Source organism: Achromobacter sp., assembly GCF_032102605.1.
Taxonomy (GTDB): domain Bacteria; phylum Pseudomonadota; class Gammaproteobacteria; order Burkholderiales; family Burkholderiaceae_B; genus Achromobacter.
The window spans coordinates 439019-464706 of sequence record NZ_DAMDGT010000001.1 but is presented as its reverse complement, the minus strand read 5'-3'; the positions used below and the strand labels follow the sequence as shown (position 1 = coordinate 464706).

Below are 25688 nucleotides of genomic sequence, written 5' to 3'. Positions count from 1 at the left end.
CTCCTGGTGCCGCGGCGGCGCCGCGAGCGTAATGTTTATTTAAATCAGGCGCTGACCGACAGGATGCCGTTGGCGCGTTCCGCGTTGCGGTCCGACTGCTGAATCACCTGCATCTGCTGCTCGAAGCGCCGGGCGTTTTCGATCATGCCAACCATGGACGCCATGGGATTGGTGTTGCTGCCTTCCAGCACGCCGGACAGCAGACGCAGGCCGGGATCGGCAGGCAGCGGCGCCGCCGGCTGGCCGTTGACGCCCGCCATGCGGAACACGCCGTCGTCGCCGTGAACCAGCTGCTTGTTGTCCGGGTTGACGAGCTTGAGCCGGCCCAGGTTCAGGATGTTGTTGGGCGCATCGCCCGCGCCGATGGCGGTGATCGTGCCATCCGACGTGATGGTCAGCGCCGCCTGGTCGGGCACGTCGATCGGGCCGCCCTGATCCGACAGGACCGGCTGGCCCAGCGACGTCTGCAACAGGCCGTTGACGCCCACCTGCAGGCTGCCGGCGCGCGTGTAGGCCTCGCCCTGGGGCGTCTGCACCGCGATCCAGCCGTTTTCGCTGGACAGCGCCACGTCCAGGTCGCGGCCCGTGGTCTGCATGGTGCCCATCTGGAAGCTGTTGCCGGGCGTGGACGCCACCGTCGAAACGCGCGTAGGCAGGCTCACCCCGTCGTTCACCGGAACCGAGCGGTACAGCGCGATCTGCTCGCGAAAGCCCGCCGTGTTCACGTTGGCCATGTTGTTGGCGAGCGCCGCCTGATGCTCGGTGATGCGCGCCGCGCCATTCATGGCGGTGTAGATGATTCGATCCATTGCCTATTCCGTCGGTGTCGTCGCTAGCCCTGCGGGGATTACTTCAGGTTCATCAGGACTTGCATGATTTCGTCCTGGGTCTTGATGGTTTGCGAGTTGGCCTGGTAGGTGCGCTGGGCGATGATCATGTTGACCAGCTCCTTGCTCATGTCCACGTTGGACGACTCGGTGGCTTGACCAACCACGGTCGACAGACCGTTGGTGCCGGGCTGGCCCAGGATCGGCTGGCCGGAGGCAGCAGTTTCCTTCCAGGCGTTGTTGCCCACCGGCTGCAGGCCCTGCAGGTTGGAGAAGTCGGCCAGGACGATCGTGCCGACGACCTGGGTTTCACCGTTGGTATAGCTGGCGACCAGGCTGCCGTCACTGCTGATGTTGATGCCGCTGAATTCGCCGGACGTGTAGCCGTCGGGCTTGGCGACCAGCTTGTAGTTGCTGCCGTACTGCGTCGTGCCGGTGTAATTTAATGCAATGTTCAGCGGATCGGCCGGGGTAGTGGTGCCCCCGGGCTGCACAACGCTCAGGTTCACGACCGGGGCGCTGGTCAGGGCTCCCGCATTGTTGAAGTTGAGCTTGGTCGGCGAGCCCCAGACGCCGCCCGCCTCGGACGTCGGCGCCATGGCCTTGCCGTCCATCGTGTAGTAGACGTCGTACTCGCTGCCAGCTCCGCTCGCAGGACGCTTCACGAAATACTGCATCACTTGGTGCGAGTTGCCCAGAGAGTCGTACACGGTCATGGGCGAAGCGTTGGTGTAGCTGCTTGAAATCAATGGATCGAAGGGCTTGGCCAGTTCAATCACAGGCGCCTGATATCCTGCCTGACCAGTAAGATCGTCCGCCGTCCTGCCCCCCGCGATGGTGATGGTGCCATATGTGCCGTCGGGTGGTACAGGCGCGATGTCGAACACCGCCTCATTGGTCGCGGTGTCGATCCGGAAAGAGTAGGCGACACCGGGGGTACCCAACTCGACTGTGCCGGGCTCCACCTGCGTATCTGTTTCGTAAATCACCTTGGCATTCGCGTCCAGGTTGGCCACGGTGGTGGCGGTGGACGTGGCCTGCGGCGCGACGTTGGCGGTCGGCAGTTGCAGTTCCACGGGGTTTGCGCCGATGGCGCCGGCCGGGTAGCCGGTCATGCGGTAGCCCTGGGCGTTGACGATAAAGTTGTTCTTGTCGACGAGGAATTCGCCGTTGCGGGTGTACATGACCGCGCCGCTCTGGTCGGTCACGCGGAACATGCCCTTGGCGCCGTCGATGGCGATGTCGTATTCACCGCCGCCGCCGTTCACGGTACCCACCGTGAAGCGCTGGTTGATGGCCGCGACCTTGACGCCCAGGCCCACGCGGGAGCTGGCGTACACGTCGGCGAACGACGCGGTTGCCGACTTGAAGCCGACGGTGCCCGAGTTGGCGATGTTGTTGCCGATGACGTCCAGGTTCTGCGCAGCGGCGTTCAAGCCGCTCAATCCTTGTCCGAAGCCCATGTTTTCTCTCGCTAATCTTTAATGGAGAAGCCGCCGCCCACGCGCCGGCATCGATTCATATCCGCCTGATCAGGCGCCGATCACCTTGCGCACGTCCAGCATGCTGGTCTGGCCTTCAAGGCCCAGGTCCAGTCGCAGGCCGTTGGTGGAATACGCCACGCTCTTGACCATGCCGTAGCTCAGCACTTCGGAATTCACCTTCGTGCCTTCGGCGTCGGTCGCCAGCACGGACACGTTGTATGCGCCCGCCTCCATCGCCACGCCGGCATCGTTCTTGCCGTCCCACTCCAGCGTGTACACGCCGTTCTTCTGTTCGCCCAGTTCGATGGTGCGCACGACCGCGCCGTTCGAGTCCGAAATGCGGACCTGCACCTTGGCGGCGTCGCCCTGCAGATCCAGGCCGTACGGCGTGACCACGCGTTCCGCCGGGTTCTCGCCGTCCACGCCCACCTTGACCTTGGAGCCGGGGATGAGCACGCCCTTGCCGATCATCGACACGGCGTTCATCGACTGGGACACGTCGATCTGGCCGCTGATGGCCAGCATGGTGTTCTTCAGGTTGGTGATGCCTTCCACCGTGGAAATCTGCGCCAGCTGGGACGTCAGTTCCGCGTTCTGCATCGGGTTCAGCGGATCCTGGTTCTGGAGCTGCGTCACCAGCAGCTTCAGGAACTGGTCCTGCAGGCCCTGCGCAGTGCTCGCGCCGCTGGCGCCGGTTTGCGCCAGGCCCATTGCCGTGGTGCTCGTGGTTTGATCGACGGTCGTCATGGATAGACTCTGGCTGGAAATTAGGATTGACCGATGGTCAGCGTCTTCTGCATCAACGCCTTGGCGGTGTTGAGCACTTCGACGTTGGCCTGGTATGACCGCGACGCGGCGATCATGTTGACCGTTTCGGCCACCGGATCGACGTTGGGCATGCTGATGTAGCCCTGGGCATCGGCCAGGGGGTGCTTGGGGTCGTAGACCTGCTTCAAGGGCGATTGGTCCTGGACCACGCCGGCCACGCGCACGCCGCCGATCTCCTGGCCCAGCGCCTGCCCTGCGGCGGGGTTGACCTGGAACACGACCTGGCGGGCGCGATAGGGTTGGCCGTCCGGGCCCACCACGCTGTCGGCGTTGGCCATGTTGCTCGCCGCCACGTTCATGCGCTGCGATTGCGCGCTCAGCGCCGAACCGGCGATATCGAAAATGCTCAACAAGGACATTGCCTGTTGCTCCCTTTAATGATCAATCCTGGATGGCGGTCTGCAGACCGCGGATGCGGCTGGAGATGAGCTGCATCGTGCTCTGGTAGTGCAAGGTGTTGTCGGCAAACTGGACGCGCTCGATGTCCATATCCACCGTGTTGCCGTCCATGCTGGGCTGGTACGGCAGGCGGTACAGCAGATCCGTCGGGCCCTGCGACACCGCCTTGGCGGGAATGTGGCGGGCGGACGTCAGCGTGAGCGACGTATCCTTCAGGCGCATGGATCCTTCCATGGCTTCCTGCATGGCCGCCTTGAAGTCGATGTCCCGCGCCTTGTAGTTCGGGGTGTCGGCGTTGGCGATGTTCGAGGAAAGCACTTCCTGGCGCTGCGCGCGCAGTCCCAGTGCCTGCTGGTAGAACCGGAAATCTTCGTTAATCCTGTCGAGCATCGTGGCGCCTTGATTCGTTGCAATTCGGATGAAGCGGGGCCTTTCGGGCACACCGCTATCCCATTGGATGACGGCATCATAGGGTCGAGGGACTGAACACAATCAGCCAAATAACCCGTCATTTCTCATCCAATTCACGTATTGCCGAACGCCGCCGACTTCTACAATTCATCCATCATGAAAATCTCCGCAAGACTCCTTCACGCGCGCGCAGCCTGCCTGGCCGCCCTGCTGCTGGCCCTGGCCGGCGGCGCTCAGGCGCAGGAAGCGGCCACCCAGCCCCCCGAAGCGATCATCCTTGCGGCGCAGACCTATCTGCAGGATCAACTGGCCTCCCTGCCCGGCGAGCCCTCGATTGCCATCGACCCGCCCCGCACCGACCGGCTGGCGCCGTGCGACGCCATGTCCCCATTTTTACCCTCCGGCATGAAACTGCGTTCGCGGATGACGGTAGGCGTGCGCTGCAATGCGCCCAAGGCCTGGACGGCGTACGTGCAGGCGACGGTCAGCGTGTCCGGCCACTACTACGTCGCGTCGCGCATGATCGCGGCGGGGCAGGCGCTTACCCCCGCCGACCTGGACGCCCGGGAAGGCGATCTGGTCACCCTGCCCCCCGGCGCCGTCACCGATCCGCAGGCGGTCGCCGGAATGACGGCCGCCTTCCGGATCAACGCCGGTCAGCCCATCAGAAGCTCCTCGCTGCGCAACGCGCAGTCGGTGGTGCGGGGCTCGAACGTGCGCATCAACGCCCGGGGCAACGGTTTCATGGTCAGCAGCGAGGGCCAGGCCATGGACAACGCCGCGCCCGGCGCCGTCGTCCAGGTCCGCACCGCAGGCGGACAAGTGGTCAGCGGTATCGTGCGCAATGCGACCCTGGTGGAAATACAGCTGTAGATAATGTTACAAATCGCGTTGCGGCGGGTATCCATATACCCTAAAGTTCCTTCGGCCCTTGTCGTTACAGAGACATAAGTAGGCGGATCCGTCGCAAACCGACCCAGGACGCCCTGCGGAGAAAACCTTGAAAATCAATTCGACCACCAACCGGCCCCTAGCGGCCGACGCCCTCGGTGCACGCGCCGAGTCCGCGGTTAGCCAGGCCTACGGCGCCGGCAGCGCCAGCGGCTCGAGCAGCTCCCAAGTGGCGCTGAGCTCTGCCTCGCGCAAGATGCTGGCCCTGCAAGACGGCTCGAACGACATCAACGTCGAACGCGTCGCCGCCATCCGGGCCGCCATCGCGTCCGGGCAACTGAAGATCGACACCGGCCGCATCGCCGACAGCCTGATCGCCAGCGCCCGCGATCTGCTGAAGTAGTCCTATCCACCCGCACCTGAGCAGCCTGTCATGAGCCTCGTCGAATCCCTGCAAACTTGCATGAAGCAGGAAGATGCCCTGATCACCGAGTTCTCCTCCATCCTGGAAGAGGAAACCGAGGTGCTCGTCGGACAAGGAAGCGTCGAGGCCCTGAACGAGATCACCGAGCGCAAGCGCGGCGTTGCCCAGCAACTGGTCGACCTGAGCCAGACGCGCGACAACCTGCTGACCGAAATCGGCCTGCCCGCCGGGCACGTCGGCACCGAACAGGCCGCGGCGCAGTACCCGCAGCTGTCGGGCGTGTGGCAGGCGCTGCTCAACAAATCGGCGTCCGCCAGCGAAATCAACATGCGCAATGGCGCGCTGATCGACGTGCACCTGCGTTATACCCAGCAATCGCTGGACGCCCTGCGCAACGTCGGCGTGGGCAGCGCGTCCACGTACGACGCGCAAGGCCGCGGCGCCCGTGGCGCTCCCGGGCGCAAGCCGATCGTCGCGGGCTGATCCGCATCCCGCAGGGACAAAAAAAGGCGACGTGCCCGGCACGTCGCCTTTTTCATTGGCCAGTTCCTCTATAGGGAAAGGGCCGGACGATTGCGTCACGCCCCGCCGGTCATTTCCAGCATGGCGAACATTTTCAGCAGGGCAACCGGCAGCATCCGGCCCGACAGCTTGCGTTCCGAACCAACGATGCCGGACATCGGGCCGCGCGCCACGTCGGCCGCCGGCGAGTGCGCCAACTGCCAGCACGCCGCGCCCAGCTGCCCCGCCATCAGGGATTGGCGGGCCAACGTATGCGCCCCATCCACCGCCGGCAACGCTTGCCAGGCATTCGCCATGTAGCGGAATGCGGCTTTGGCTTCGTCCTGCAGCACCAGCCAGCGCGCGATCGTGGCGGCATCGGCCTGCGACGCGGAAAGGTTCGTCGTACCGAACAGATGGCCGGCGACTTCGCCGCTGACCGTGTCGATCAGGCGCGCGCAGATCAGGCGGACGCTGGCGCCCTGCCCCTTGCCCGGCAACGCGACCTCCGTGCCGGACGCCCACAACGCCAGCGGCACGGTCTTGCCGTCCTTGACGTGGCGCAGGCCCGGCATATCGCCCGGCTGGCCTACCGGCAGGTAGCCCACGCTCTTGCCGACGGCGTTCAGATTGGTCGGGCATTCATCCTGGATCACCCGCAGGCCGCCCGGGCAGCGCGCCACCCACGACACGCCCTGGTCGGTGAAGGATTGCCACAACGCGACGGTGCCGGCCTCCAGCATGTGGACCAGCGGCACCGCCTGCAGGCGATCGCTCAGCCAGCGCACGCGCGCCTCCAGCGCCTGGACCGGGTCCGGCTGCGCCGGCGCGCCGGGCGCGAATGAGCTCAGCATGCCGTGCGGCAACACCAGTTGCTGGGCCGGCGCGGCCAGCGCGGCGCCGCGGTCGCTCATGAGGAGCGCGCTCAGCAGCGAACCGCCGGGCAAGGCCTCGCCCTTCATGGTGGTCTTGCCGTGCATGACCAGCAGGTTCTTGCTGCAGGCCGCGGAAAACTCGCGGCGCGCCATGGCCAGCGGCTCGTCGCCCAGCGCGCCCAGGCTGGAACCCGCACCGTCGCTGACATACTCGCGCCAGGCCGTGCGCGCCTGCAGGCAGGCCGCATCGCTGTCCAGCCACGAAATGGTGTCGTCCAGGCTCTGGGCCGCCGCGATCGAGGCTGCGCCGCCTTGCGTGGGCAGGATGGCCGAGGCTAGAAGCTGGCGACGACGCGCCGGATCGACCGCCTCGGGCTCGCGCGAAGAGGAAACCAGCGACGCCAGATCGGCCTCGCTGGGGGTGTACAGCGCGCGGGCGCGCTCGACCATCGAAAAGGCGCGGTCGATCAGCACGTCCGCGCGGGCCAGTTCCATGTGCTCGGGCACCTTCTGCCCGACCGACATGTAGTGGATCGGCAGGCGATGGCGGATCGCCGTGTCCAGCGCCGCGCCCAACCGGGTCGCCTCGTCCAGCTTGGTGATGATGCACCCGGCCACGTCCTCGCCGACGCCGTTGCGGTAGGCGTGCGCCACCTCGTCCAGCGTATCGCCCTGGCTGGCCGCGTTCAGCACCAGCAGCCGGCGCACGGGCTTGCCCGCGTTGCACAGCATCGCCGCCTGCTCCGCCACCAGGCGGTCGCGCTGGCTGATGCCGGTGGTGTCGATCAGCACGATCTTGCGATTGCCCAGCTCAGCCAGGATGCGGCGCAGCTCGCCCGCATCGCGCACCGAATGCGCCGGCACGCCCATCAGGCGGCCGTAGATCTGCAATTGTTCCAACGCCCCGATACGGAACAGGTCGGTCGTCAGCATGGCCACCTGCTCGCGGCCTTCCCGGGCCACGCAGCGCGCCGCCAGCTTGGCCAGCGTGGTGGTCTTGCCCACGCCGGTGGGGCCGACCAGCGCGTAAACGCCGCCGGCCAGGAATTCGTCTTCCGACCGAACCACGGGCAGGTGCGTCACAAGTTCGTTGCGCGCCCAACTGAGCGCGGCTTCGGTGCTCAGGCCCTGCGGCAGGCGCTCGACCAGCGTGCGCACCAGCTTCGTGCTGAAGCCGGCGTCCAGCAGGCTGCGGAACAGCGCCGCGCCGGCCGGTTCGCGGCCCGGTCCCTGGCGGCCGCCCCACAGCAGGCCGTCCATGCGGCTTTCCAGCGCGCCGCGCAGCGCGCTGATCGCGTCCTGCAATCCCGCGGCCGTGTCCGCGGGCAGGTTCGACGGGGGCATGGCCGGCAACTGGCGCACCGGCGCGTCCGGCGTGCGGGCCATCGAAGGCGCGGCGGGCGGCTGAGGTGCAACGGGCGCGGCGGGCGTGTGCGTCGCCGGGGTGGACGGTGCGTAGGCTTGGGGCGCATGCGTCGCAGGGGTGGACGGTGCGTAGGCCTGGGGTGTCTGATAACCGGTTGCCGTTGGGGCGGCCACGTGTGCCGTGGCCATGTGTGCGGCAGCCATGTGTGCGGCGGGCGCGGAGGTCGCGGCGGCCATGTGCATCGCGGGCGCCGGCTCGGCGTTCATGCGCACGCCGGGAGTCGGCGCGGCGGCGGCAGCGGCAGGCACCGGCACGGCAGAGGCGGCGGCAGCCTGCATGGGGGTCGGGGTCGGCGTCGGCCGCAACGCTGCGCTGCCGATGCCTGTCGACCCGATACCGGCTGTCGAACCCAGGTTGGAAGCGCCCGCGCCGTTGGAACCCGCGCTGGCGAACCCGAAGCCGGCCGCACCCATCGACGGACGCGCGGGCGGCAGGGCCGGAAGCTCGACGCGCACGGGAGCGCCCGGCATCGGAGCGGCTGGCATGGCGGCGCCCGCCATTCGCACGCTCGCAGCCGACGCGGCTGGCGTCGACATTGCCGGCGCAACAGGCTGCGGAGCAGGCGCGGCGGGCATCGCCGGAACGCCCGGCGGCATGGCGGGACGCGCCGCCAGCGACGGCGCAGGCTGCGTCTCGGCGTCCGGCGCGTAACCCGCCGGATCAGGGGATTCGTCCACCGGCCGCGCGGACGCCGCAAAAGCGGACTGGTAAGCGGCGATGGACCGCGAGGGCGCCACGTAAGCTGCAGGCGCCATCGTGGCGGGCGGCATGCCGGCCGCGGGCATGGCGGGCGCCGATTGCGGACGATCCCCCGGCGCCGGCGCACCAAACGGCGAACTGGCGGGCTGGCGTTCCTGGGCCGGCTGCGCGTACGCCGGCGCCTGGCGCGGCGGAGTCTGCGCGGGCGCGTCCTCGTAAGCGTCGTCGGCGGTGGCAAGCACCTCGATGCCGCCCTCGACGCTGCGGTTCGACACGATCAGCGCGTCCGGCCCCAGGGCCTCGCGCACCTGGCGCATCACATCACGGGTGTTCGGCCCGAAGAAGCGGGTGATCTTCATTGCCCATTGCTCCCGCCGATCAGCGCCGTCACGCGGACGATGCGCTCATCGGGAATTTCCGTATTCGACAACACGCCCAGCTGCGGCAGGTGATGCCGCAGGAAGCGCGACAGCGGCGCGCGCAGCACCGGCGACACCAGCAGCACCGGCGCATTGCCTTGCGATTCCTGCCGTTCGACCGCCGCCTGCGCCTCGCGCAGCAGCGTATCGGCCAGCCCCGGCTCCAGGCCGCCGCTGGTCGTCATGGCCTGCGACAGCACGCGTTCCAGTTTCACGTCCAGACCGATCACGCGCAGCTCGCCCTCGCCCGGGAACCACTGCTGGGTAATGGCGCGGCCCAGCGAACGGCGCGTCAGCGCGATCAGTTCGTTGATGTCGGGCTGTCCGCCAGAACCAGCCGCCTGCGCCGCCAAGCGCGGACCGTGTTCGGACAGCGTGTCGATGATGGTGCGCATGTCGCGGATCGGCACCTCTTCCGACAGCAGGCCCTGCAGCACCTTCTGCAGCGCGGTAAGCGACAGCGTCTTCGGCACCAGGTCTTCGACCAGCTTGGGCGCGTCGCGGCCGATGCGGTCCAGCAGTTGCTGGACTTCCTGGCGGCCCAGCAGGTTCGAGCCGTGGCGGTGCATCAGGTGATTCAGGTGCGTGGCGACGACCGTGCCCGCATCCACCACCGTGTAGCCTGCCACCTGCGCCTGGTCGCGCAGCGATCCGTCGATCCACAGCGCAGGCAGGCCAAAGGCCGGATCGGTAGTGGGCGTGCCCTTGATCTGCATCGTCACGCCGCCCGGGTCGATCGCCAGCCACTGGCCCGGCATCGCCACGCCATTGCCCACTTCCACGCCGGACAGGAGGATCCGGTAGTCGTTGGGCTTGAGCTCCAGGTTGTCGCGGATGTGCACCACGGGCGGCAGGAAACCCACGTCCTGCGCGAATTTCTTGCGAAGGCTGCGGATCCGATGGAGCAGTTCGCCGTTCTGCGCGTGGTCCACCAGCGGAATCAGCCGATAACCGACCTCAAGGCCCAACTGGTCCACCATGGACACGTCTTCCCAGCTTGCCTCGGCGGCGGCGGCCTGCGCCTGCGTGATCGCCTGCGGCGGAATCTCCTCGGCGGCCACTGCGGCGGCCTGCTTGCGTTTGAGCAGCATCCAGCCGCCATAAGCCAGCGCGCCCGCAAGCGTCAGGAAGGCGACGTGCGGCATGTTGGGGATCAGGCCCATGATGCCGATGATGCCGGCGGTCAGGAACAGCACGGCCGGGTTGGAGAACAACTGGCTGATGATCTGCTGGCCGATGTCCTGGTCCGTCGACACGCGCGACACGACCACGCCGGCGGCGGTGGAAATCACCAGGGCGGGAATCTGGGCGACCAGGCCGTCACCGATGGTCAGCAGCGTGTAGACACGGCCGGCGTCGCTCATGGACATGTCGTGCTGGGCGACGCCCACCACCAGGCCGCCGATGACGTTGATCGCCATGATCAAGAGGCCGGCGATGGCGTCGCCGCGCACGAACTTGCTGGCGCCGTCCATCGAGCCGAAGAAGTCCGATTCCTGCGAAACCTCCGCGCGACGCTTGCGGGCCTCGTCCTCGCCGATCAGGCCGGCGTTGAGGTCGGCGTCGATCGCCATCTGCTTGCCGGGCATGGCGTCCAGGGTGAAGCGCGCGCCGACTTCCGCGATACGGCCCGCACCCTTGGTGATGACGATGAAGTTGATGATCGTCAGGATGATGAAGACGATGATCCCGACGGCGAAGTTTCCACCCACCAGGAAGTGGCCGAAGGCCTCGATCACCTTACCCGCAGCGTCCGGGCCCGTGTGTCCGTGCAGCAGCACCACGCGGGTGGAGGCAACGTTCAGCGACAGGCGCAGCAGCGTTGCGAACAGCAGCACGGCCGGGAACGCGGCAAAGTCCAGCGGCTTGCGCGTGAACATGGCCACCAACAGGATCATCACGGACAACGCGATGTTGAAGGTGAACAGCAGGTCCAGCAGGAACGTGGGCAGGGGCAGCACCATCATGCCCAGCACCATCACGATCAGGATGGGGCCCGCCAGCAGCCGCGCGTGCGTGCCGCCGTTACTCTTCAACATGGTGAGCAATGCGCTCATTCCTTAAACTCCTTGTGCTGCGGTTTTTGCGTGCGGGTCCAGTTCGTCCGGCACCTTGAGTCGGGTGGGCGCGGTCGGTTCGACCCCCCATCCCGAGCGCCAGGAGCGCAGCTGGAAGACCCAGGCAAGCACTTCCGCCACCGCGGTATACAGTTCGCCCGGGATTTCGTGCCCCAGCTCGACGTGTTGATGCAATGCGCGCGCCAAAGGCGGCGCTTCCAATGTGGGAATCCGGTTTTCGGCGGCCAGTTCGCGGATCTTGGCGGCGATCAGGCCCGTGCCCTTCGCCACCACGCGGGGCGCGCCGCCCTTCGATTCGTCGTATTTCAGCGCCACCGCGTAATGCGTCGGGTTGGTCACCACGACGTCCGCCTTCGGCACTTCCGACATCATGCGCCGGCGGGCCGCCTGGCGCTGCTGCTGCCGGATGCGGGCCTTGACGTGCGGATCGCCTTCGCTTTCCTTGTGTTCCTGGCGCACGTCTTCCTTGGACATCCGAAGCTTTTTCAGATGGCTCCAGATCTGCCAGGGCACATCCAGCATCACGATGACCAGGAGCGAAGCCACGATGAAGGCGCAGCACATGGCCACCAGCGACAGGGCCTTGGTCAGCGCGGCGGACGGCGCCACGTGCATCAGGCTCAGCATGTCGTCGTGGTAGCGCCAGATCACCCAGACGGCCACGCCGCCCACCAGGCCGGCCTTGGCGAGCGCCTTGATCAGCTCGACCACGGTCTGGGACGAGAACATCCGCTTCAGGCCGGCAAGGGGGCTGAGCTTTGAGAAATTGGGCTGCAGGGGCTTGCCCGAGATGACGATCCCGCCCAGCACCACGCTGGACAGCACCGCGACCACCGCCAGCAGGCCGAAGATCGGCAGGAGCACCATCACCGCCTGGCCGAAGCCGGTGACCGCCTGCTCCACCATCACGCCCGGATCGGTCGCAATGCGCGGGTCGAACGCCAGCCCGCTTCGCAGCACGCCGCTCAGCCCGCGGTACAGCGACCCGCCGCCGGCCCAGATGGCCGCGACGCCCACCGCCAGCATCATGAACGTGCCCAGTTCCCGGGAACGCGCAATCTGCCCCTCCTCGCGCGCCTTTTCCAGGCGCCTGGGAGAGGCGGCTTCGGATTTCTCGAGGTCGCTTTCTTCGGACATGCTCTACGGGGTCGTTGCGGCTTGCTGACGTGGGAATGCAAGCCGCCCGCCGAGATTCTAGGAGGCGCCGGGGGTTGGCGATATGCCAAGAAACGGGGGGAAAGCGGTGCTATTCCCGGCTGCGCCCGCAGCCCGCCGACGGGGCCCTCCCCGGCCCCGCCCGTGCAAGCCCCGTCAGCCCGCCGCCGGCGCCATCCGCCCGCCCGGATGCCCGGCTTCGCAGATGGCCTGGAAGCGGGCGTAGTCCAGCCCGATGCGCACGGCGCCCCAGTGTTCCGGCCCCAAATAAATCGGCAACGAGATGTCGTTGACGATTTCGCCGGTGTCGCGGGAGTAGGTCTGGAACAGTTGCGCGCCCGTGTTGGCCGCCAGGCGGGCGCCTACGGGATCGTCGAAGATGCGCTTGTTCCGGACCCGGGCGATGTCCACCGCCGGGTCGCCGGTGGGCGCTTGCGAGAACCGGCTGTTATGGGCTGGCGCGTAGCCCCGGTTGTCCACCAGGATCGTGTAGATGGCGCCCGGCACCGACTCCAGGACGCTGTCCAGCAGACGGGTCAATGGCCCGTCGATACCCCGGTCGTAGGCGGTGTGAAAGCGCGGCGGCTCGCTGCCGGGGATGCGCTGGTAGCGGCGGTCGAAAACGTCGAGCCCCCGACGCTTCGCGTCCAGCAACAATCCGGCCGCTTCGTCGGCAAAGGACTCCAATGCGTCCGACAGGCTGTCGAACGCAGTATCTCCGGTCCGCATGTCGGCCAGCACTTCCTGCACGCTTTCGGTCTGGCGGCGGATGCGGTCGATCTCGCCCGACATGCTGCCGATGCGCTCAAGCACGTCCGCGCTCAGCGCGGCGATACGCCCGACTTCCTGGCTCATGCCGTGGTTGGTGGCGTCGACCTCGCCGATCGCCTGGACGACGTCGCCCACCTGCCGGTTCATGCTGTCGAAGTCCCGCACGAAGCGTTCGAACCCGCCGCAGGTGCGGCCCAGCACCTCGCCCGAGGCATCGACGTCCTCGCGCAGCGAGCCTGTCTGGCGCTGCGTCGTGTCCACCAGCTCCAGCATCTCGAAGGTGTGGCGGCCGATATCGCCGGTAGCGGTATTGACCCGTTCGGCAAGACGCCCCACCTCGCTGGCCACCACCGCAAAGCCCCGCCCGGCGTCCCCTGCCCTGGCGGCCTCCACGCCCGCGTTGAGCGCCAGCAGCTGGGTCTGCAGCGCGATGTCCTTGATCACCTTGCTGATGTCGCCAACCGACCGGGCGCGCGTCGCCAGCTGCCCGACCACTTCGGTGAAGGCCGCCATCTCCCGCGTCATGCGATCGACGCGCGTCTTGACCTCGGTAAGTTCGGCCAGCGCCTGCTGCGCCGCGTGCAGGTTCTGGCCGGAAACGGCCGCGATCTCGCGCGCATGCGTGGACGTGGAGGCCGACAGGTCGGCGATCTGCGCCCCGCTTGCCGCCAGGGCGTCCGCCGCGCGAGCCTGCTCGCGCGCCAGCGTAGAACAGCGCCCCGCCTGGAACTGCGTGCGCGCCGCATTCAGCGCGATCTCTATGCTGGATTGCCGCACCGTCAGCACCCGCAGGCGGATCTGCCCCAGGAAGCGGTACAACGGCCAGGAGGCCGGACTGATGGACAGGGCGCGCTCCGACAGCGTCGCGTCGCCCCGGTTGAGCCGACGCAACAAGCCCCACATGCCGCCCAGGCGGAATACGGATCTGGCCACAATGAACCTCCTCTTTCCCTGGCCCGGGCGCCTTCTTTGGACGTCCGTGGCCTGGCGCGCAAAGCGCGCCTTGTCTCGTGCTGCGAGGCCCCGATTATTGTTGGCAGGAAGTCTATCGACCGGGCGGCGTTTGCGCCCTTAGGGAATACGTCATGACACCGCGAGCGTCGGTCGCCTGGCAGACGGTCGGTGGCCGACGCTTGCGCGGCGTCATGGCGAATGAGAGAGGTCTCTCGCGGAAGCCGGACACCGGCGCAAAGGCATGGGTGTCCGACGACCGGAGGGAAAGCGGGCGCAAGGCGCCCCGCGGCTTCAGAAGCCCAGGCTGGCCAGCAGGTCGTCGACCTGATCCTGGCTGGTGACCACGTCGGTCTTGCCTTGCGGGCTGACCTGCGGCCCGTTGAGCAGGCTGTTGGCTTCGTCGCGGCGCTCTTGCGGCACGTTGTCCAGCAGCACTTGCAGCAGTTCGCGCTCGATCGCGCCGACCACGTCCATCATGCGCATGATGACCTGGCCCGTCAGGTCCTGGAAGTCCTGCGCCATGATGATTTCCATCAGCTTGGACTGGGTCTGCTGCGTCTGCTTCGGGACGTCGGCCAGGAAGGCGCGCGTGTCCTTCACCAGCTCGCGCGCCTCGGGCAGTTCCAGGGGCTGGTCGTACCACTGCTGCCAGCGGCTATCCAGCGCCTGCGCCGAACGCGCCATGCCGTCCTGGATGGGACCGGCCTGTTCCGTGGCGTTGAGCACGCGGTTGGCGGCCTGTTCCGTCATTTGCGCCACGTAACGCAGGCGGTCGCGCGCGTCCGGAATGGCGTTGGCGGCATCCTTGATCGCCTGGTCCAGCCCCAGCTCGCGCATGCTGTCGCGCAGCATGCGGGTCAGCGAGGCGATGCGATGGATCAGGTCGGGCGACTCCGCCGGGTCAACAGTTTCCGTTGAACTCATCGTGCACCTCAGCCGCCAATTTTCTCGAAGATCTTGGTCAGCTTTTCCTCCAGCGTCGCCGCGGTGAAAGGCTTGACCACGTACCCGTTGGCGCCGGCCTGGGCCGCTGCAACGATGTTCTCCTTCTTGGCTTCCGCCGTCACCATCAGCACCGGCAGCGAGGCCAGCGAGGCATCGGCGCGGATCTGCTTGAGCATCTCCAGGCCGTCGAGGTTGGGCATGTTCCAGTCGGACACGACGAACTGGAAGCCGCCGTTACGCAGCTTTTCCAGGCCGATTGCGCCGTCTTCGGCCTCATCCACGTTCTCGAAACCCAGCTCTTTCAGCAGGTTGCGGATGATCCGCCGCATGGTGGGGAAATCATCCACCACCAGAATTTTCAGGCCCTTGTCTACCATCTTTAACTCCAGGAAAAATTTGCTTGAGACCGATCGTGGCGCCAATCCGCGTCAAACGCGGTGCCCACGGTCGCCCAGGCGAGTCAGAATGCGTTCGCTCATCGCCGACAACGGCACTACTTCAGATGCAGCCCCGATGGCGATGGCCTCGCGGGGCATGCCGAAAACCACGCAGCTGGCTTCGTCCTGCGCAATCGTATGCGCGCCCGCCCGGTGCATGGCCAGCATGCCGGCGGCGCCGTCCTTGCCCATCCCCGTCAGGATGACTCCGATCGCGTTCTTGCCCGCGGCGACGGCGGCGGAGTTGAACAGCACATCCACGGACGGGCGGTGGCGATTGACGGGTTCGCTGGCTTCGAGTTCGATCACATAGTTGGCGCCGCTGCGGCCCAGCCGCATGTGGGTGTCGCCGCCCGGGGCCAGGTAAACGTGGCCCGGCAGGACGCGGTCGCCGTGCACGGCCTCGCGCACCGTCACCGCGCACAGCGCGTCAAGGCGCTGCGCGAACGACCGCGTGAAGCCGGCGGGCATGTGCTGCGTGATCAAAATGGCGGGACTGTCCGGCGGCAAAGGCTGCAGGACTTCGCGGATGGCTTCGGTGCCGCCCGTCGACGCGCCGACGATGACCAGCTTTTCCGAGCTGGCCAGCGGACGGCGCAGCATCGCCACCGGCGCGGCCTGCGCGGCGTGCGGCGTCGGGGCGCGCAGCTTGGCGCGCGACGCGGCGCGGATCTTGTCGGCAATGATTTCGGTGTATTCGAGCAGGCCGTCGCGAATGCCAAGCTTGGGCTTGGTCACGAAGTCGATGGCGCCCAGTTCCAGCGCGCGCAGGGTGATTTCACCGCCGCGCTCGGTCAGCGACGACACCATCACGACCGGCATGGGCCGCAGGCGCATCAGCTTTTCCAGGAAATCCAGCCCGTCCATGCGGGGCATTTCCACGTCCAGCGTCAGCACGTCGGGGTTGTGCCGTTTGATCAGGTCGCGCGCCACCAGCGGATCCGGCGCGGTCGCAACCACTTCCATATCCGGCTGACTGTTGATGATCTCGGTCATCAAGCCCCGCACGAGCGCGGAGTCGTCCACGCACAAAACGCTAATTTTCTTCATCTTTTGCTGCCCTGGCCCGGTCAGGCCTTATTTGCGCATTCGTAGACAGTCTGCCCGCGCAGGCGGAAATCCCGGCTGATGTACGTGAAGTTTTCGGAATGGCCTGCAAACAGCAGGCCGCCCGGCTTCATGAGCGGCACGAACCGCTCCAGGATCTTCGCCTGCGTCGGCTTGTCGAAATAGATCATGATGTTGCGGCAGAAGATCACGTCGAACTTCTCGTTGATCCCCCACGACGGCGATAGCAGGTTCAGCGTTTCGTACCGCACCATTTCCGCGATTTCCGGACGCACCCTCACGTGTCCTTCGTTCGCGCCCCGTCCCTTCAGGAAGAAGCGGCGCAGGCGCTCGGGCTCCATCTTCGCGACGCGTTCGTTGGGATAGACGCCCGTGCGCGCGCGCTGCAGCACGTTGGTGTCGATGTCGGTTGCAAACACCGTCGACGCCGACGCGCGGGGCCCCAAGGCTTCCGTCAGCGTGATCGCGATGGAATACGGCTCTTCACCCGTCGACGCGGCGCAGCACCAGACCGACACCGGTCCGCCGCGCTTCTTGGCGAAGTCCGCCAGGATCGGAAAATGGTGCGACTCGCGGAAGAACGCCGTCAGGTTCGTCGTGAGCGCGTTGATGAAATCTTCCCACTCCGCCGATTCCGGCTCGTTCTCCAGCCTGTCGAGATAGCTGCCGAAGTCGTGGCCGCCAAGGGCCCGCAACCGGCGCGCGAGGCGGCTGTAGACCATCTCGCGCTTGTGCGTGCCCAGCGAAATGCCGGCACGCGCGTGAATCATCTTCCGGACGCGGGAAAAGTCCGCGTCGCGGAAATCAAACTGGCGGTCCACCGGAATGGAAGGGGCCGCATTCGCCGAAGTTGCCACTCGAGTCCTCAGCGTCCCAGCGCGGGCGCACCGGGCGCCTGCAGCCTGCCATCGTCATAGGAGGCGTGCACCGAAGACAGCCGGTGTGCCGGCACTTCGATGACTTCGCCCGTGTTGATCTTGAACACGGCCACTGCTTCGGCCAGGCGCTGAGCCTGCTCCTGCAGCGAACCCGCCGCGGCCGCGGCCTCTTCCACCAGCGCCGCGTTCTGCTGCGTCACTTCGTCCATCTGCGACACCGCGCGGTTCACCTGGTCGATGCCGCTGGACTGCTCTTCGGACGCCGCCGAGATCTCGCCCATGATGTCCGTCACGCGCTTCACCGACGCCACGATCTCCTGCATCGTCGAACCTGCGCGTTCCACCTGCTGCGAACCGGCGCCGACCTTGGTCACCGAGTCCTCGATCAGGCCCTTGATTTCCTTGGCCGCCTGGGCGCTGCGCTGCGCCAGCGAGCGCACTTCGCCCGCCACCACTGCAAAGCCCTTGCCCTGCTCGCCTGCGCGGGCGGCTTCCACCGCCGCGTTCAGCGCCAGGATGTTGGTCTGGAATGCGATGCCGTCGATGACCGACACGATCTCGGAGATCTTGCGCGAGCTGGCCGAAATGCCTTGCATGGTGTTCACCACTTCCGACACCGCCGCACCGCCGCGCTCCGCCACATCCGACGCGCTGGCGGCAAGCTGGTTGGCCTGGCGCGCGTTGTCGGCGTTCTGCTTCACGGTCGAAGCCAGTTGCTCCATCGACGCCGCGGTCTCTTCCAGGGAGGCTGCCTGCTGTTCGGTGCGGCTGGAAAGATCCGTGTTGCCGGCCGCGATCTCGTGCGAGCCCACATTGATCTCGTCCACGCCGCGACGCACCGACGACACCGTGCGCGTCAGGCTTTCCTGCATGCGCTTGAGCGCGGCGAACAGTTGGCCGATTTCGTTGGTGTTGGCCACTTCCACGCGGGCGGTCAGGTCGCCGCCAGCGATGCGGTCAAAGTGCTGGCCCGCTTCTTTCAGCGGCTGCAGCACGCGACGGCGCAGGAAAACATAGGTCGCAAAGACAAGCAGCGCCGCGATCACGCCGCCGGCGCTCACGGCCATCAGGACGAACTTGTAGCGCACCTGGGCGACTTCGTGCGCATCCAGCATCTTGCTGGCGCGCCAGAAATCGAAGCCTTCGACGGCGCGCGCGAAGCGGCCTTCGAGCGCATCCTGCGTCTTCTGGATATGCGTCTGGTAGGCCGGCATGTCGGCCTTTTCCAGCGCGGCGACCAACGGCCCCAGCCCTTGCTGCGCAAGAGCCGCGTAGGAATCCTCGATTTCCTTGAGCGCTTCCGCCGCTTCGGGCGGACGCGGCAACGTCTTGAAAAAGTCGAACTCGGCCTGGCCCTTGTTGAGCGCAGCCTTGGCGCGCTCCAGCAGCCCGGCCGCTTCGCTCGACAGTCCCTGCGTGAGCAGCGTCGGCTGGCCCACGCTGCGGACGATGTCGGCGTAGTTCGCGGAGGCGGCGCGGCCCAGGCCGCCCAGCGTGTCCTTGGTGCTCGACACGACGCGGCCGACGGCGTCGTCCAGTTCCTGCGAGTGCTTGATTTCAGCAAGCGTCGCGTTGCTGATGCGCAGCGACAGCACGCCCAGCGCGGCACCGATCACCAACATGAATGAGAAAAACGCCAGCACCCACAACAGGCTGCTGCGTATCGTCATGTTCGCGAAAAACTTGCGCATCACAAGAACCATCCCTTGACTGCATTCGTTAAAGGAAAGCGCCACATCGCGATCAATATGGCGCCCTTACCCCGCATTCAGGCCGAACTCCGATCAGGAGGCGACCTTCTCCACCAACGCCATCTCGTCGCTGGTCATCATCTTTTCAATGTCCACCAGGATCAGCATCCGCTCATCCACGGTGCCCAGGCCCGTCAGGTACTCGGTGGACAAGGTGGCGCCGAACTCGGGAGCCGGACGGATCTGGCCCGAGTTGAGCATCAGCACGTCCGACACGCCGTCCACCACGATGCCCACGACACGGCGGTCTAGGTTGAGGATGATGACGACGGTCTGCTCGTTGTATTCGACGCGACCCAGGTTGAACTTGATACGCAGATCGACGATCGGCACGATGATGCCGCGCAGATTGGTCACGCCCTTGATGAACGGCGGGACATTCGCGATGCGGGTGACGGTGTCGACGTCGTAGCCGCGGATTTCCTGAACCTTCAGGATGTCGATGCCGTATTCCTCGTCACCCAGCGTGAAGACCAGGAATTCGCTGCCGACATCTTCGTTGCGCGCGGCTTGCGCTTGCGGTTTGGCTGCCATGATTTTTTAGAGCTCCATCAATTCAGAACGGCTTCGGGCTGCGACCAGCGCTCCCGGTTGGCGCGCGCGAGCGCAAATACGTCGACAATCAGGGCCACGCTGCCATCGCCAAGAATGGTGGCGGCGGAAATGCCCGGAACCTTGCGGTAATTCGATTCGAGGTTCTTCACCACGACCTGGTGCTGCCCGATCAGGTGATCGACGAGCAGCGCGAAACGCCGGTCCTCGGCCTGCATGATGACGGCGATCGCCTGCGTGGGATCGGTCTGGGCCTGCTCCACCGAGAACACGCGGTGCATCTCGACCAGCGGCAGGTATTCGCCACGCACGTGCATGACGCGTTCGTTGCCGGCGACCGAATAGATCTGGTCGTTGGTGGGTTGCAGCGACTCGGTCACGTTGCCCAGCGGCAGGATGAAGGTTTCTTCGCCCACGCGCACCGACATGCCGTCCAGGATGGCCAGGGTCAGCGGCAGCACGATGCGCGTCGTGGTGCCGTTGCCGGGCTCGCACGACAGCTGCACGTGGCCGCCCATGTCCTGGATGTTCCGGCGCACCACGTCCATCCCCACGCCGCGGCCGGAAATGTCCGTGACCTTTTCGGCGGTGGAAAAGCCGGGTGCGAAGATGAGTTGCCAGATCTCGTCGTCGGGCGAATTCTCGTTGACGGCCAGGCCTTGGGCCATCGCCTTCTTCAAGATCTTTTCACGGCTGAGGCCGCCACCGTCGTCGCTGACTTCGATGACGATGTTGCCGCCGTTGTGCTGTGCGGAAAGCACCAACTGGCCAACCGGATCCTTGCCGGCGGCGATACGCTTTTCGGGCGTTTCGATGCCGTGGTCCAGGCTGTTGCGCACCAGGTGGGTCAGCGGATCGATGATGCGTTCGATCAGGCTCTTGTCCAGTTCCGTCGCGCGGCCGTAGGTCTGCAGTTCGATCTGCTTGCCCATCTTGCCGGCGATGTCGCGCACCAGGCGGGGGAAGCGGCTGAACACGTAGTCCATCGGCATCATCCGGATGGACATGACCGCTTCCTGCAGATCGCGGGCGTTGCGCTCGAGCTGTTCCATGCCGTTCAGCAGGCGGTCGTGCAGCACCGGATCCAGCGTGGACGCCGTCTGCGCCAGCATGGCCTGCGTGATGACCAGTTCGCCCACCAGGTTGATGACCTGGTCGACTTTTTCGACACCGACGCGGATCGACGTGGATTCCTTGTCAGCCGCGTGCGCGGCGGCGGCCGGACGCGCGGCAGCGCGGGCTGTCTGGGTAACGACTTCGGGCGCCGCGGCGGATTCAGCCGCCGGGGCCTCGGGCGCCGCCGGCGCGGGCGCCGGTTCCACCGCCGGAGCGGCTTGCGCCACCGCGGGCGCAGCGCCGCCTTCAGCGGGCGCGGCTTCGCGGGCGATGCTCAACTGGTCGCCGTCGACGATGAAGCAACAGACGGCTTCGATGTCATCGGGCGTGCAGGTGCTTTCGACCCAGACGGTCAGCACGCCGTTGGCGCGTTCGCTGGCCTTGACGGTGCCGAGGTTGCCCATTTCTTCGAGCAGGGACGCGGCGTCCTTGTCCGATACCTTGGTGATGCGCACGCGCAGCGGCAGGCCGCCCGCATCCGCATTCGATTCGGCGGCGGGCGCGGCGACCTCGGCGGGCGCCGGCGGCACGGGCTGCGGAGCCTGTTGCACCGGGGCGGGCGCCGGGGCCGGGGCCGGAGCCACGGGCGCGGGCGCCGGGGCCGGGGCCGGAGCCACGGGCGCGGGCGCCGGGGCAGCCGCCGCGGCGGGGTCCTTATGCTCCAGCGCAAGCTGCCTCAATACGGCGCAGATACGCTCAAACACGGCTTCATCGGGCTCTTCGGAGGCCCGATAGGCATCCAGTTGGCTTTTGAGCACGTCTTTCGTTTCCAAGAAAATATCAATCATGTCCGTGCGCAGCTCCATTTCGCCGCGACGGATCGCATCCAGAAGGTTTTCAAGCAGATGGGTCGTTCCCGCCAGCTGCGTGAAACAGCCGAACGTCGCCGCGCCGCCCTTGATCGAATGCGCCGCGCGGAAAATGGCGTTGAGCTGCTCGATGTCGGGAGCGCCCACATCGAGCTCGAGCAGGAGCTGCTCCATTTGCGCGAGCAGCTCGTCCGCCTCGTCGAAAAAGGTCTCGTAAAACTGACTGAGGTCCAAACCAGAACTCATGACCCGTACGCCTTTCTAAATGAACCTGCTTATGCGCCGGCCTGCTCGTCGAGCAGTTCGGTCGCCAATTCCACCAGCACATCGGGATCCACCGGCTTGGAAAGCCAGCCGCACACGCCCAGATCCCGGGCTGCCATCTTGCTGTCCACGTCGTCTTCGGTGGTCAGCACCAGCACCGGCACATCCATGTACCGGTTTTCTTCGCGCAGACCCTGGATCAGCTCCAGGCCACCCTTGACAGGCATGTTCCAGTCGCTGACGACCAGGTCCACCGGGTTGGCCATGGCCACCTCCAGCGCTTCCTGGCCGTTGCAGGCCGTCAGAACCTTCCAGCCCGCGCCGGTCAGCGTCGCCTTCACGATCATCCGCATCGTTGCGGAGTCGTCCGCCACGAGTATCGTTGCCGCCATTGTTATCGAACCCCTTCAACGGGCGGGATGTTCTCCGCCTCGCCCTGCTTGGTTGCCGTTGCGGCCTGGCCTGCGGCTTGCACCGCCTGCACGGCCGTTCCCACCTCGCGCGCATCCTTGGCGCTCACGTCCGCGGCTGCGGCGTTCTCGCTTTCGATGCGCTTTTGGGTGCTTTGGTTGAGCACCACCAGGCTGATGCGTCTATTAACGGCCGCATACGGATCATCTTTAACCAGGCTCATGCTGGAAGACAGACCCTGGATGCGCATGACCTTGCTTTCGTTCATGCCGCCCGCCACCAATTCCTGGCGCGAGGCGTTCGCGCGATCGGCCGACAGCTCCCAGTTGCTGTAGGCGCGCTCGCCGCGTGCGTACTGCGACGCGTCCGTGTGGCCCGAGATGCTGACCCTGTTGGGCAGTTCGTTCAGGACGGGACCCAGCTCGCGGAGGATGTCGCGCATGTACGGCTGCACTTCGGCGCGGCCGGTGGCGAACATCGGGCGATTCTGGTTATCGATGATCTGGATGCGCAGGCCTTCGGTCGTCAGGTCGATCAGCAGCTGCGGCCTGAAGGACTTCAGGACCGGGCTGGTTTCGATGACGTTTTCAAGGCGCCGCTTGAGATTTTCCAGGCGATGCTGCTCGCGGCGCTCGGCGTCTCCCATGGGCTGGGATTCGACCCGATTGCCCTGCCCGCGCCGGACGTCGCCTTCGCTGCGCAGCGGATCCTGCCCGCCGCCGGGAACCGCGCTGGTCTCGGCCGAACTGCTGGGGCCGCCCGTGATGGCAACGCGCAGCGGCATGCGGAAGTACTCCGCGATACCCTTGAGTTCCTCGCGCGGCACGATGCTGATCAGCCACATCACCAGGAAGAACGCCATCATCGCTGTAATGAAGTCGGCGTACGCGATCTTCCAGCTGCCCCCGTGGTGCCCGCCGCCCTTGACCTTCTTGCGGCGGATCACCACACGGTGATTGTTTACCGTGCTCATTGCCCGCTCCGTCAGGCCTTGCCGGTCGACTTGGTCTGCCGGACGTGCTCTTCCAGCTCACCGAAGGTCGGGCGCACGGCCGAGAACAGCACCTTGCGGCCAAATTCGACCGCCAGTTGGGGCGGGTAGCCGTTCATGCTGGCCAGCAGCGTCGTCTTGATGCATTCCAGGACTTTCATGGCTTCGTCGTTGCGGCGCTCCACGCGGGAGGCCAGCGGGCCGACAAAGCCGTACGCCAGCAGAATGCCCAGGAACGTGCCGACCATGGCCTTGGAGATCAGGTCGCCCAGGATCGCGGGGGGCTGGTCCACGGCGGCCAGCGCCTTGATCACGCCCAGCACCGCCGCGACGATACCGAAAGCCGGCAGCCCGTCAGCCATCTGCTGCAGTGCGTGCGCGGGCACTTCGCGCTCGTGGCGGTAGGTCTCGATTTCCTCATCCATGAGCGTTTCGATTTCGAACGAGCTCATGTTGCCGCTGATCATGATGCGCAGGTAGTCCGTAATGAACTCCATGAGCTTCGTGTCTTTGGCGATGCGGGGATATTCGCTGAAGATCGGGCTGGAGCCCGGGTCCTCGATATGGGATTCGATGGCCATCAGGCCTTCGCGCCGCGCCTTGTTCAGCAACACATACAGGAGCGCCATCAGCTCCATGTACACGTCCTTGCTGTAGCGCGAGCTTTTCAGCGCGTCGGGCAGCGCCTTCTTGACCAGCATCAGCGACTTCTTGCTGTTGCCAGCCAAGAAAGCCCCAAAGGCCGCGCCGAAGATCAGCGTCAGCTCGAAGGGCTGGTAAAGCGCGCCCAAATGGCCGCCCAGCGCTATGAAGCTGCCGACGACCGACACGATCACCACGAGAAAACCGATAACAATCAACACAACGGGCCCCTGCCAACGAAGTCTATAACTTGCGTCAATGATCCCCTGTCACCCCTGACCCAAAAAGGCGGGTTAGGGGGAGTTTTCCAGGGCTTTTGATGTATTTGGACGCTCGGTCAGGTCGGAGCGGCGACCGCGAGGGGCGCGGCACGGGTGCCGGCGCGTGCCTTGGCCGCCGCGCGCGTCTTGCCGGCGCGGGGTGGCGGCCGGCAGATGGCGCACACGAAATCGGATTGCGGATCGTGGGCATGGGCAATGAAATGGCCGCCGCACTGGCGGCAGGCCGACAGCTGCAGCATGCCGCTGTCGAAGAACCGAACCAGCATCCAGGCGCGGGTAAAGCTCAGGACCGGTTCCCCGGATTCCGTGGCTTCCTGGCCGGCGTTCTCAAGATACAGGCGATAGGCGTCGATCGTGGCGCGTATCCCCTTGCTGGTCGTGCGCGTATTCAAGAACGAATACACGTTGTAGAAGAGCGACGAATGGATGTTCGGCAGCCAGGTCATGAACCAGTCGACCGAAAAAGGAAGCATGCCCTTGGGTGGCGAGCAGCCGCGGATTTCGCGATACAGGCGGGCGAGGCGGTCGTGGCTGAGGCTGGTTTCAGCCTCCAGCACCTGAAGCCGGGCGCCCAGCGTGATCATGGAGCTGGCAAGCAGGATGTCGTCCGCTTCCTGGGAAACGCTCTTGGAGGCCATTGCAGGTTGTATCCGAGTGGGATCTGTAAGCCGTCAGGCCAATTCTTCGACGGGTTGCTTGGCCAGCAGGATGGTGGCGTGCGCCTGTTGCAGCGCGCCGCCCAGCACGTCGTGCGTCAGCGCCGACAGCAGGCTGTAATCATCAAAGCGGAACCGGCACAGCAGCGAGCTGGAGCTGGCCAGCTTGACCAGTTGAGCCGGCGACAGCCGCATCAGGATGTCAGCAACCTCGTTGCTGAAACCCAGGCGGAACATCGACGCTGCGTAGTCATCACGCAACATGCGCTGTGCCAGTAACAGGTAAGACAGATTCACTTCGCGGATATCTGCCAGCAATGAATTTTCGACTTGTTGCACGCCGTACTCCCTATCCCTATCCCACCCGAGGGGCTTGATTACCAAGGGCGCAAACAACGTTCGTTGCCTGTCCGCCCGCTGCATCCTGTTTTAATGCGAAATGTATCATTTGTTCGCAATTTAAGTAAAATTTACCACAGGTCGTGTCATTTTCTATGACTTATATGACAAATCTTTGTTGATGTTGCGCAAAGTGTGTTTTCGGATACACATTGACATAGACGTTAGTGACAAATTTTCGGCAATTTGCCAAATAAGCATTCAAAACGTTGCGTACTTCCTGAAATGAAACACCTTCGAGTGTCCACAATGACATCTTGCCGACCGCTAAGAAGCGCCGCATGACCGTATCCGCGTTTGTCGACAATGTCTCAAATTGACAACATTGACCGCGCTTCACGATGAA

24 protein-coding genes are annotated in these 25688 nt (G+C 65.7%); 3 read left to right on the top strand and 21 right to left on the bottom strand.

Annotated features, from left to right (window positions below; translation table 11 throughout):
* Window positions 1-44: 44 nt before the first annotated feature.
* The 5 genes from RT614_RS02155 to flgB all read right to left on the bottom strand — a co-directional run bounded on the left by RT614_RS02155 (window position 45) and on the right by flgB (window position 3928).
* Window positions 45-809, bottom strand: coding sequence for a flagellar basal body rod protein FlgF (locus RT614_RS02155; RefSeq protein WP_313619951.1), 765 nt, complete (start codon window positions 807-809; stop codon window positions 45-47).
* Between the two features lie 38 nt (window positions 810-847).
* Window positions 848-2290: a flagellar hook-basal body complex protein gene (locus RT614_RS02150; RefSeq protein ID WP_313619950.1), complete on the bottom strand. Its 1443-nt coding sequence runs from the start codon at window positions 2288-2290 to the stop codon at window positions 848-850.
* A gap of 69 nt (window positions 2291-2359) precedes the next feature.
* Window positions 2360-3058 (bottom strand): flagellar hook capping FlgD N-terminal domain-containing protein, encoded by a 699-nt coding sequence (locus RT614_RS02145; RefSeq protein ID WP_313619949.1) that lies wholly within the window; start codon window positions 3056-3058, stop codon window positions 2360-2362.
* A gap of 20 nt (window positions 3059-3078) precedes the next feature.
* Complete coding sequence (flgC, locus tag RT614_RS02140; RefSeq protein ID WP_313619948.1) at window positions 3079-3498, bottom strand: flagellar basal body rod protein FlgC; 420 nt, start codon at window positions 3496-3498, stop codon at window positions 3079-3081.
* A 22-nt stretch (window positions 3499-3520) separates the two neighbouring features.
* Window positions 3521-3928 (bottom strand): flagellar basal body rod protein FlgB, encoded by a 408-nt coding sequence (gene flgB / locus RT614_RS02135; RefSeq protein ID WP_313619946.1) that lies wholly within the window; start codon window positions 3926-3928, stop codon window positions 3521-3523.
* Window positions 3929-4105: 177 nt separating this feature from the next.
* Between flgB and flgA the strand changes: the two genes are divergently transcribed.
* From flgA to RT614_RS02120, 3 genes are all read left to right on the top strand, one after another.
* Window positions 4106-4822: a flagellar basal body P-ring formation chaperone FlgA gene (gene flgA, locus RT614_RS02130; RefSeq protein WP_313619944.1), complete on the top strand. Its 717-nt coding sequence runs from the start codon at window positions 4106-4108 to the stop codon at window positions 4820-4822.
* Window positions 4823-4949: 127 nt separating this feature from the next.
* Window positions 4950-5243 (top strand): flagellar biosynthesis anti-sigma factor FlgM, encoded by a 294-nt coding sequence (gene flgM / locus RT614_RS02125; protein ID WP_313619943.1) that lies wholly within the window; start codon window positions 4950-4952, stop codon window positions 5241-5243.
* Between the two features lie 30 nt (window positions 5244-5273).
* Window positions 5274-5747: a flagellar protein FlgN gene (locus RT614_RS02120; RefSeq protein ID WP_313619941.1), complete on the top strand. Its 474-nt coding sequence runs from the start codon at window positions 5274-5276 to the stop codon at window positions 5745-5747.
* Between the two features lie 95 nt (window positions 5748-5842).
* Here RT614_RS02120 and flhF read toward each other — a convergent pair whose 3' ends face one another.
* The 16 genes from flhF to flhD all read right to left on the bottom strand — a co-directional run bounded on the left by flhF (window position 5843) and on the right by flhD (window position 25282).
* Window positions 5843-8479 (bottom strand): flagellar biosynthesis protein FlhF, encoded by a 2637-nt coding sequence (gene flhF, locus RT614_RS02115; protein ID WP_409558423.1) that lies wholly within the window; start codon window positions 8477-8479, stop codon window positions 5843-5845.
* A gap of 641 nt (window positions 8480-9120) precedes the next feature.
* Window positions 9121-11241, bottom strand: a complete 2121-nt coding sequence (gene flhA / locus RT614_RS02110; RefSeq protein ID WP_313619939.1) for a flagellar biosynthesis protein FlhA — start codon at window positions 11239-11241, stop codon at window positions 9121-9123.
* Window positions 11242-11244: 3 nt separating this feature from the next.
* Window positions 11245-12399, bottom strand: a complete 1155-nt coding sequence (gene flhB / locus RT614_RS02105; protein ID WP_313619937.1) for a flagellar biosynthesis protein FlhB — start codon at window positions 12397-12399, stop codon at window positions 11245-11247.
* 174 nt (window positions 12400-12573) lie between these two features.
* On the bottom strand, window positions 12574-14091 hold the full coding sequence (locus RT614_RS02100) for a methyl-accepting chemotaxis protein (protein ID WP_313620638.1): 1518 nt from the start codon (window positions 14089-14091) through the stop codon (window positions 12574-12576).
* A gap of 342 nt (window positions 14092-14433) precedes the next feature.
* Window positions 14434-15066 (bottom strand): protein phosphatase CheZ, encoded by a 633-nt coding sequence (cheZ, locus tag RT614_RS02095; protein WP_313619936.1) that lies wholly within the window; start codon window positions 15064-15066, stop codon window positions 14434-14436.
* An 8-nt stretch (window positions 15067-15074) separates the two neighbouring features.
* Window positions 15075-15464, bottom strand: coding sequence for a chemotaxis response regulator CheY (gene cheY / locus RT614_RS02090; RefSeq protein ID WP_313619934.1), 390 nt, complete (start codon window positions 15462-15464; stop codon window positions 15075-15077).
* Between the two features lie 51 nt (window positions 15465-15515).
* Complete coding sequence (locus tag RT614_RS02085) at window positions 15516-16574, bottom strand: chemotaxis response regulator protein-glutamate methylesterase (protein ID WP_313619932.1); 1059 nt, start codon at window positions 16572-16574, stop codon at window positions 15516-15518.
* 20 nt (window positions 16575-16594) lie between these two features.
* Complete coding sequence (locus RT614_RS02080) at window positions 16595-17449, bottom strand: CheR family methyltransferase (protein ID WP_313619930.1); 855 nt, start codon at window positions 17447-17449, stop codon at window positions 16595-16597.
* 8 nt (window positions 17450-17457) lie between these two features.
* Complete coding sequence (locus RT614_RS02075; protein ID WP_313619929.1) at window positions 17458-19161, bottom strand: methyl-accepting chemotaxis protein; 1704 nt, start codon at window positions 19159-19161, stop codon at window positions 17458-17460.
* A 93-nt stretch (window positions 19162-19254) separates the two neighbouring features.
* A complete protein-coding gene (gene cheW / locus RT614_RS02070; RefSeq protein ID WP_313619927.1) occupies window positions 19255-19755 on the bottom strand; it encodes a chemotaxis protein CheW in 501 nt (166 codons plus the stop codon).
* Window positions 19756-19772: 17 nt separating this feature from the next.
* Window positions 19773-21944 carry a chemotaxis protein CheA gene (cheA, locus tag RT614_RS02065; RefSeq protein ID WP_313619926.1) on the bottom strand — a complete coding sequence of 724 codons (2172 nt, stop codon included), beginning with the start codon at window positions 21942-21944 and terminating at the stop codon, window positions 19773-19775.
* Between the two features lie 29 nt (window positions 21945-21973).
* Entirely contained in the window at window positions 21974-22354 is a 381-nt protein-coding gene (locus RT614_RS02060; protein ID WP_313619925.1) for a response regulator, read from the bottom strand.
* A gap of 2 nt (window positions 22355-22356) precedes the next feature.
* The gene (motB, locus tag RT614_RS02055) at window positions 22357-23346 is read right to left on the bottom strand and encodes a flagellar motor protein MotB (RefSeq protein WP_313619923.1); all 990 of its coding nucleotides are present in this window, start codon (window positions 23344-23346) and stop codon (window positions 22357-22359) included.
* A gap of 11 nt (window positions 23347-23357) precedes the next feature.
* Window positions 23358-24227 (bottom strand): flagellar motor stator protein MotA, encoded by an 870-nt coding sequence (gene motA, locus RT614_RS02050; RefSeq protein WP_313619922.1) that lies wholly within the window; start codon window positions 24225-24227, stop codon window positions 23358-23360.
* Window positions 24228-24343: 116 nt separating this feature from the next.
* Window positions 24344-24925 (bottom strand): flagellar transcriptional regulator FlhC, encoded by a 582-nt coding sequence (flhC, locus tag RT614_RS02045; RefSeq protein ID WP_313619920.1) that lies wholly within the window; start codon window positions 24923-24925, stop codon window positions 24344-24346.
* Between the two features lie 33 nt (window positions 24926-24958).
* The gene (gene flhD, locus RT614_RS02040) at window positions 24959-25282 is read right to left on the bottom strand and encodes a flagellar transcriptional regulator FlhD (RefSeq protein ID WP_006219025.1); all 324 of its coding nucleotides are present in this window, start codon (window positions 25280-25282) and stop codon (window positions 24959-24961) included.
* Between the last annotated feature and the right edge of the window lie 406 nt (window positions 25283-25688).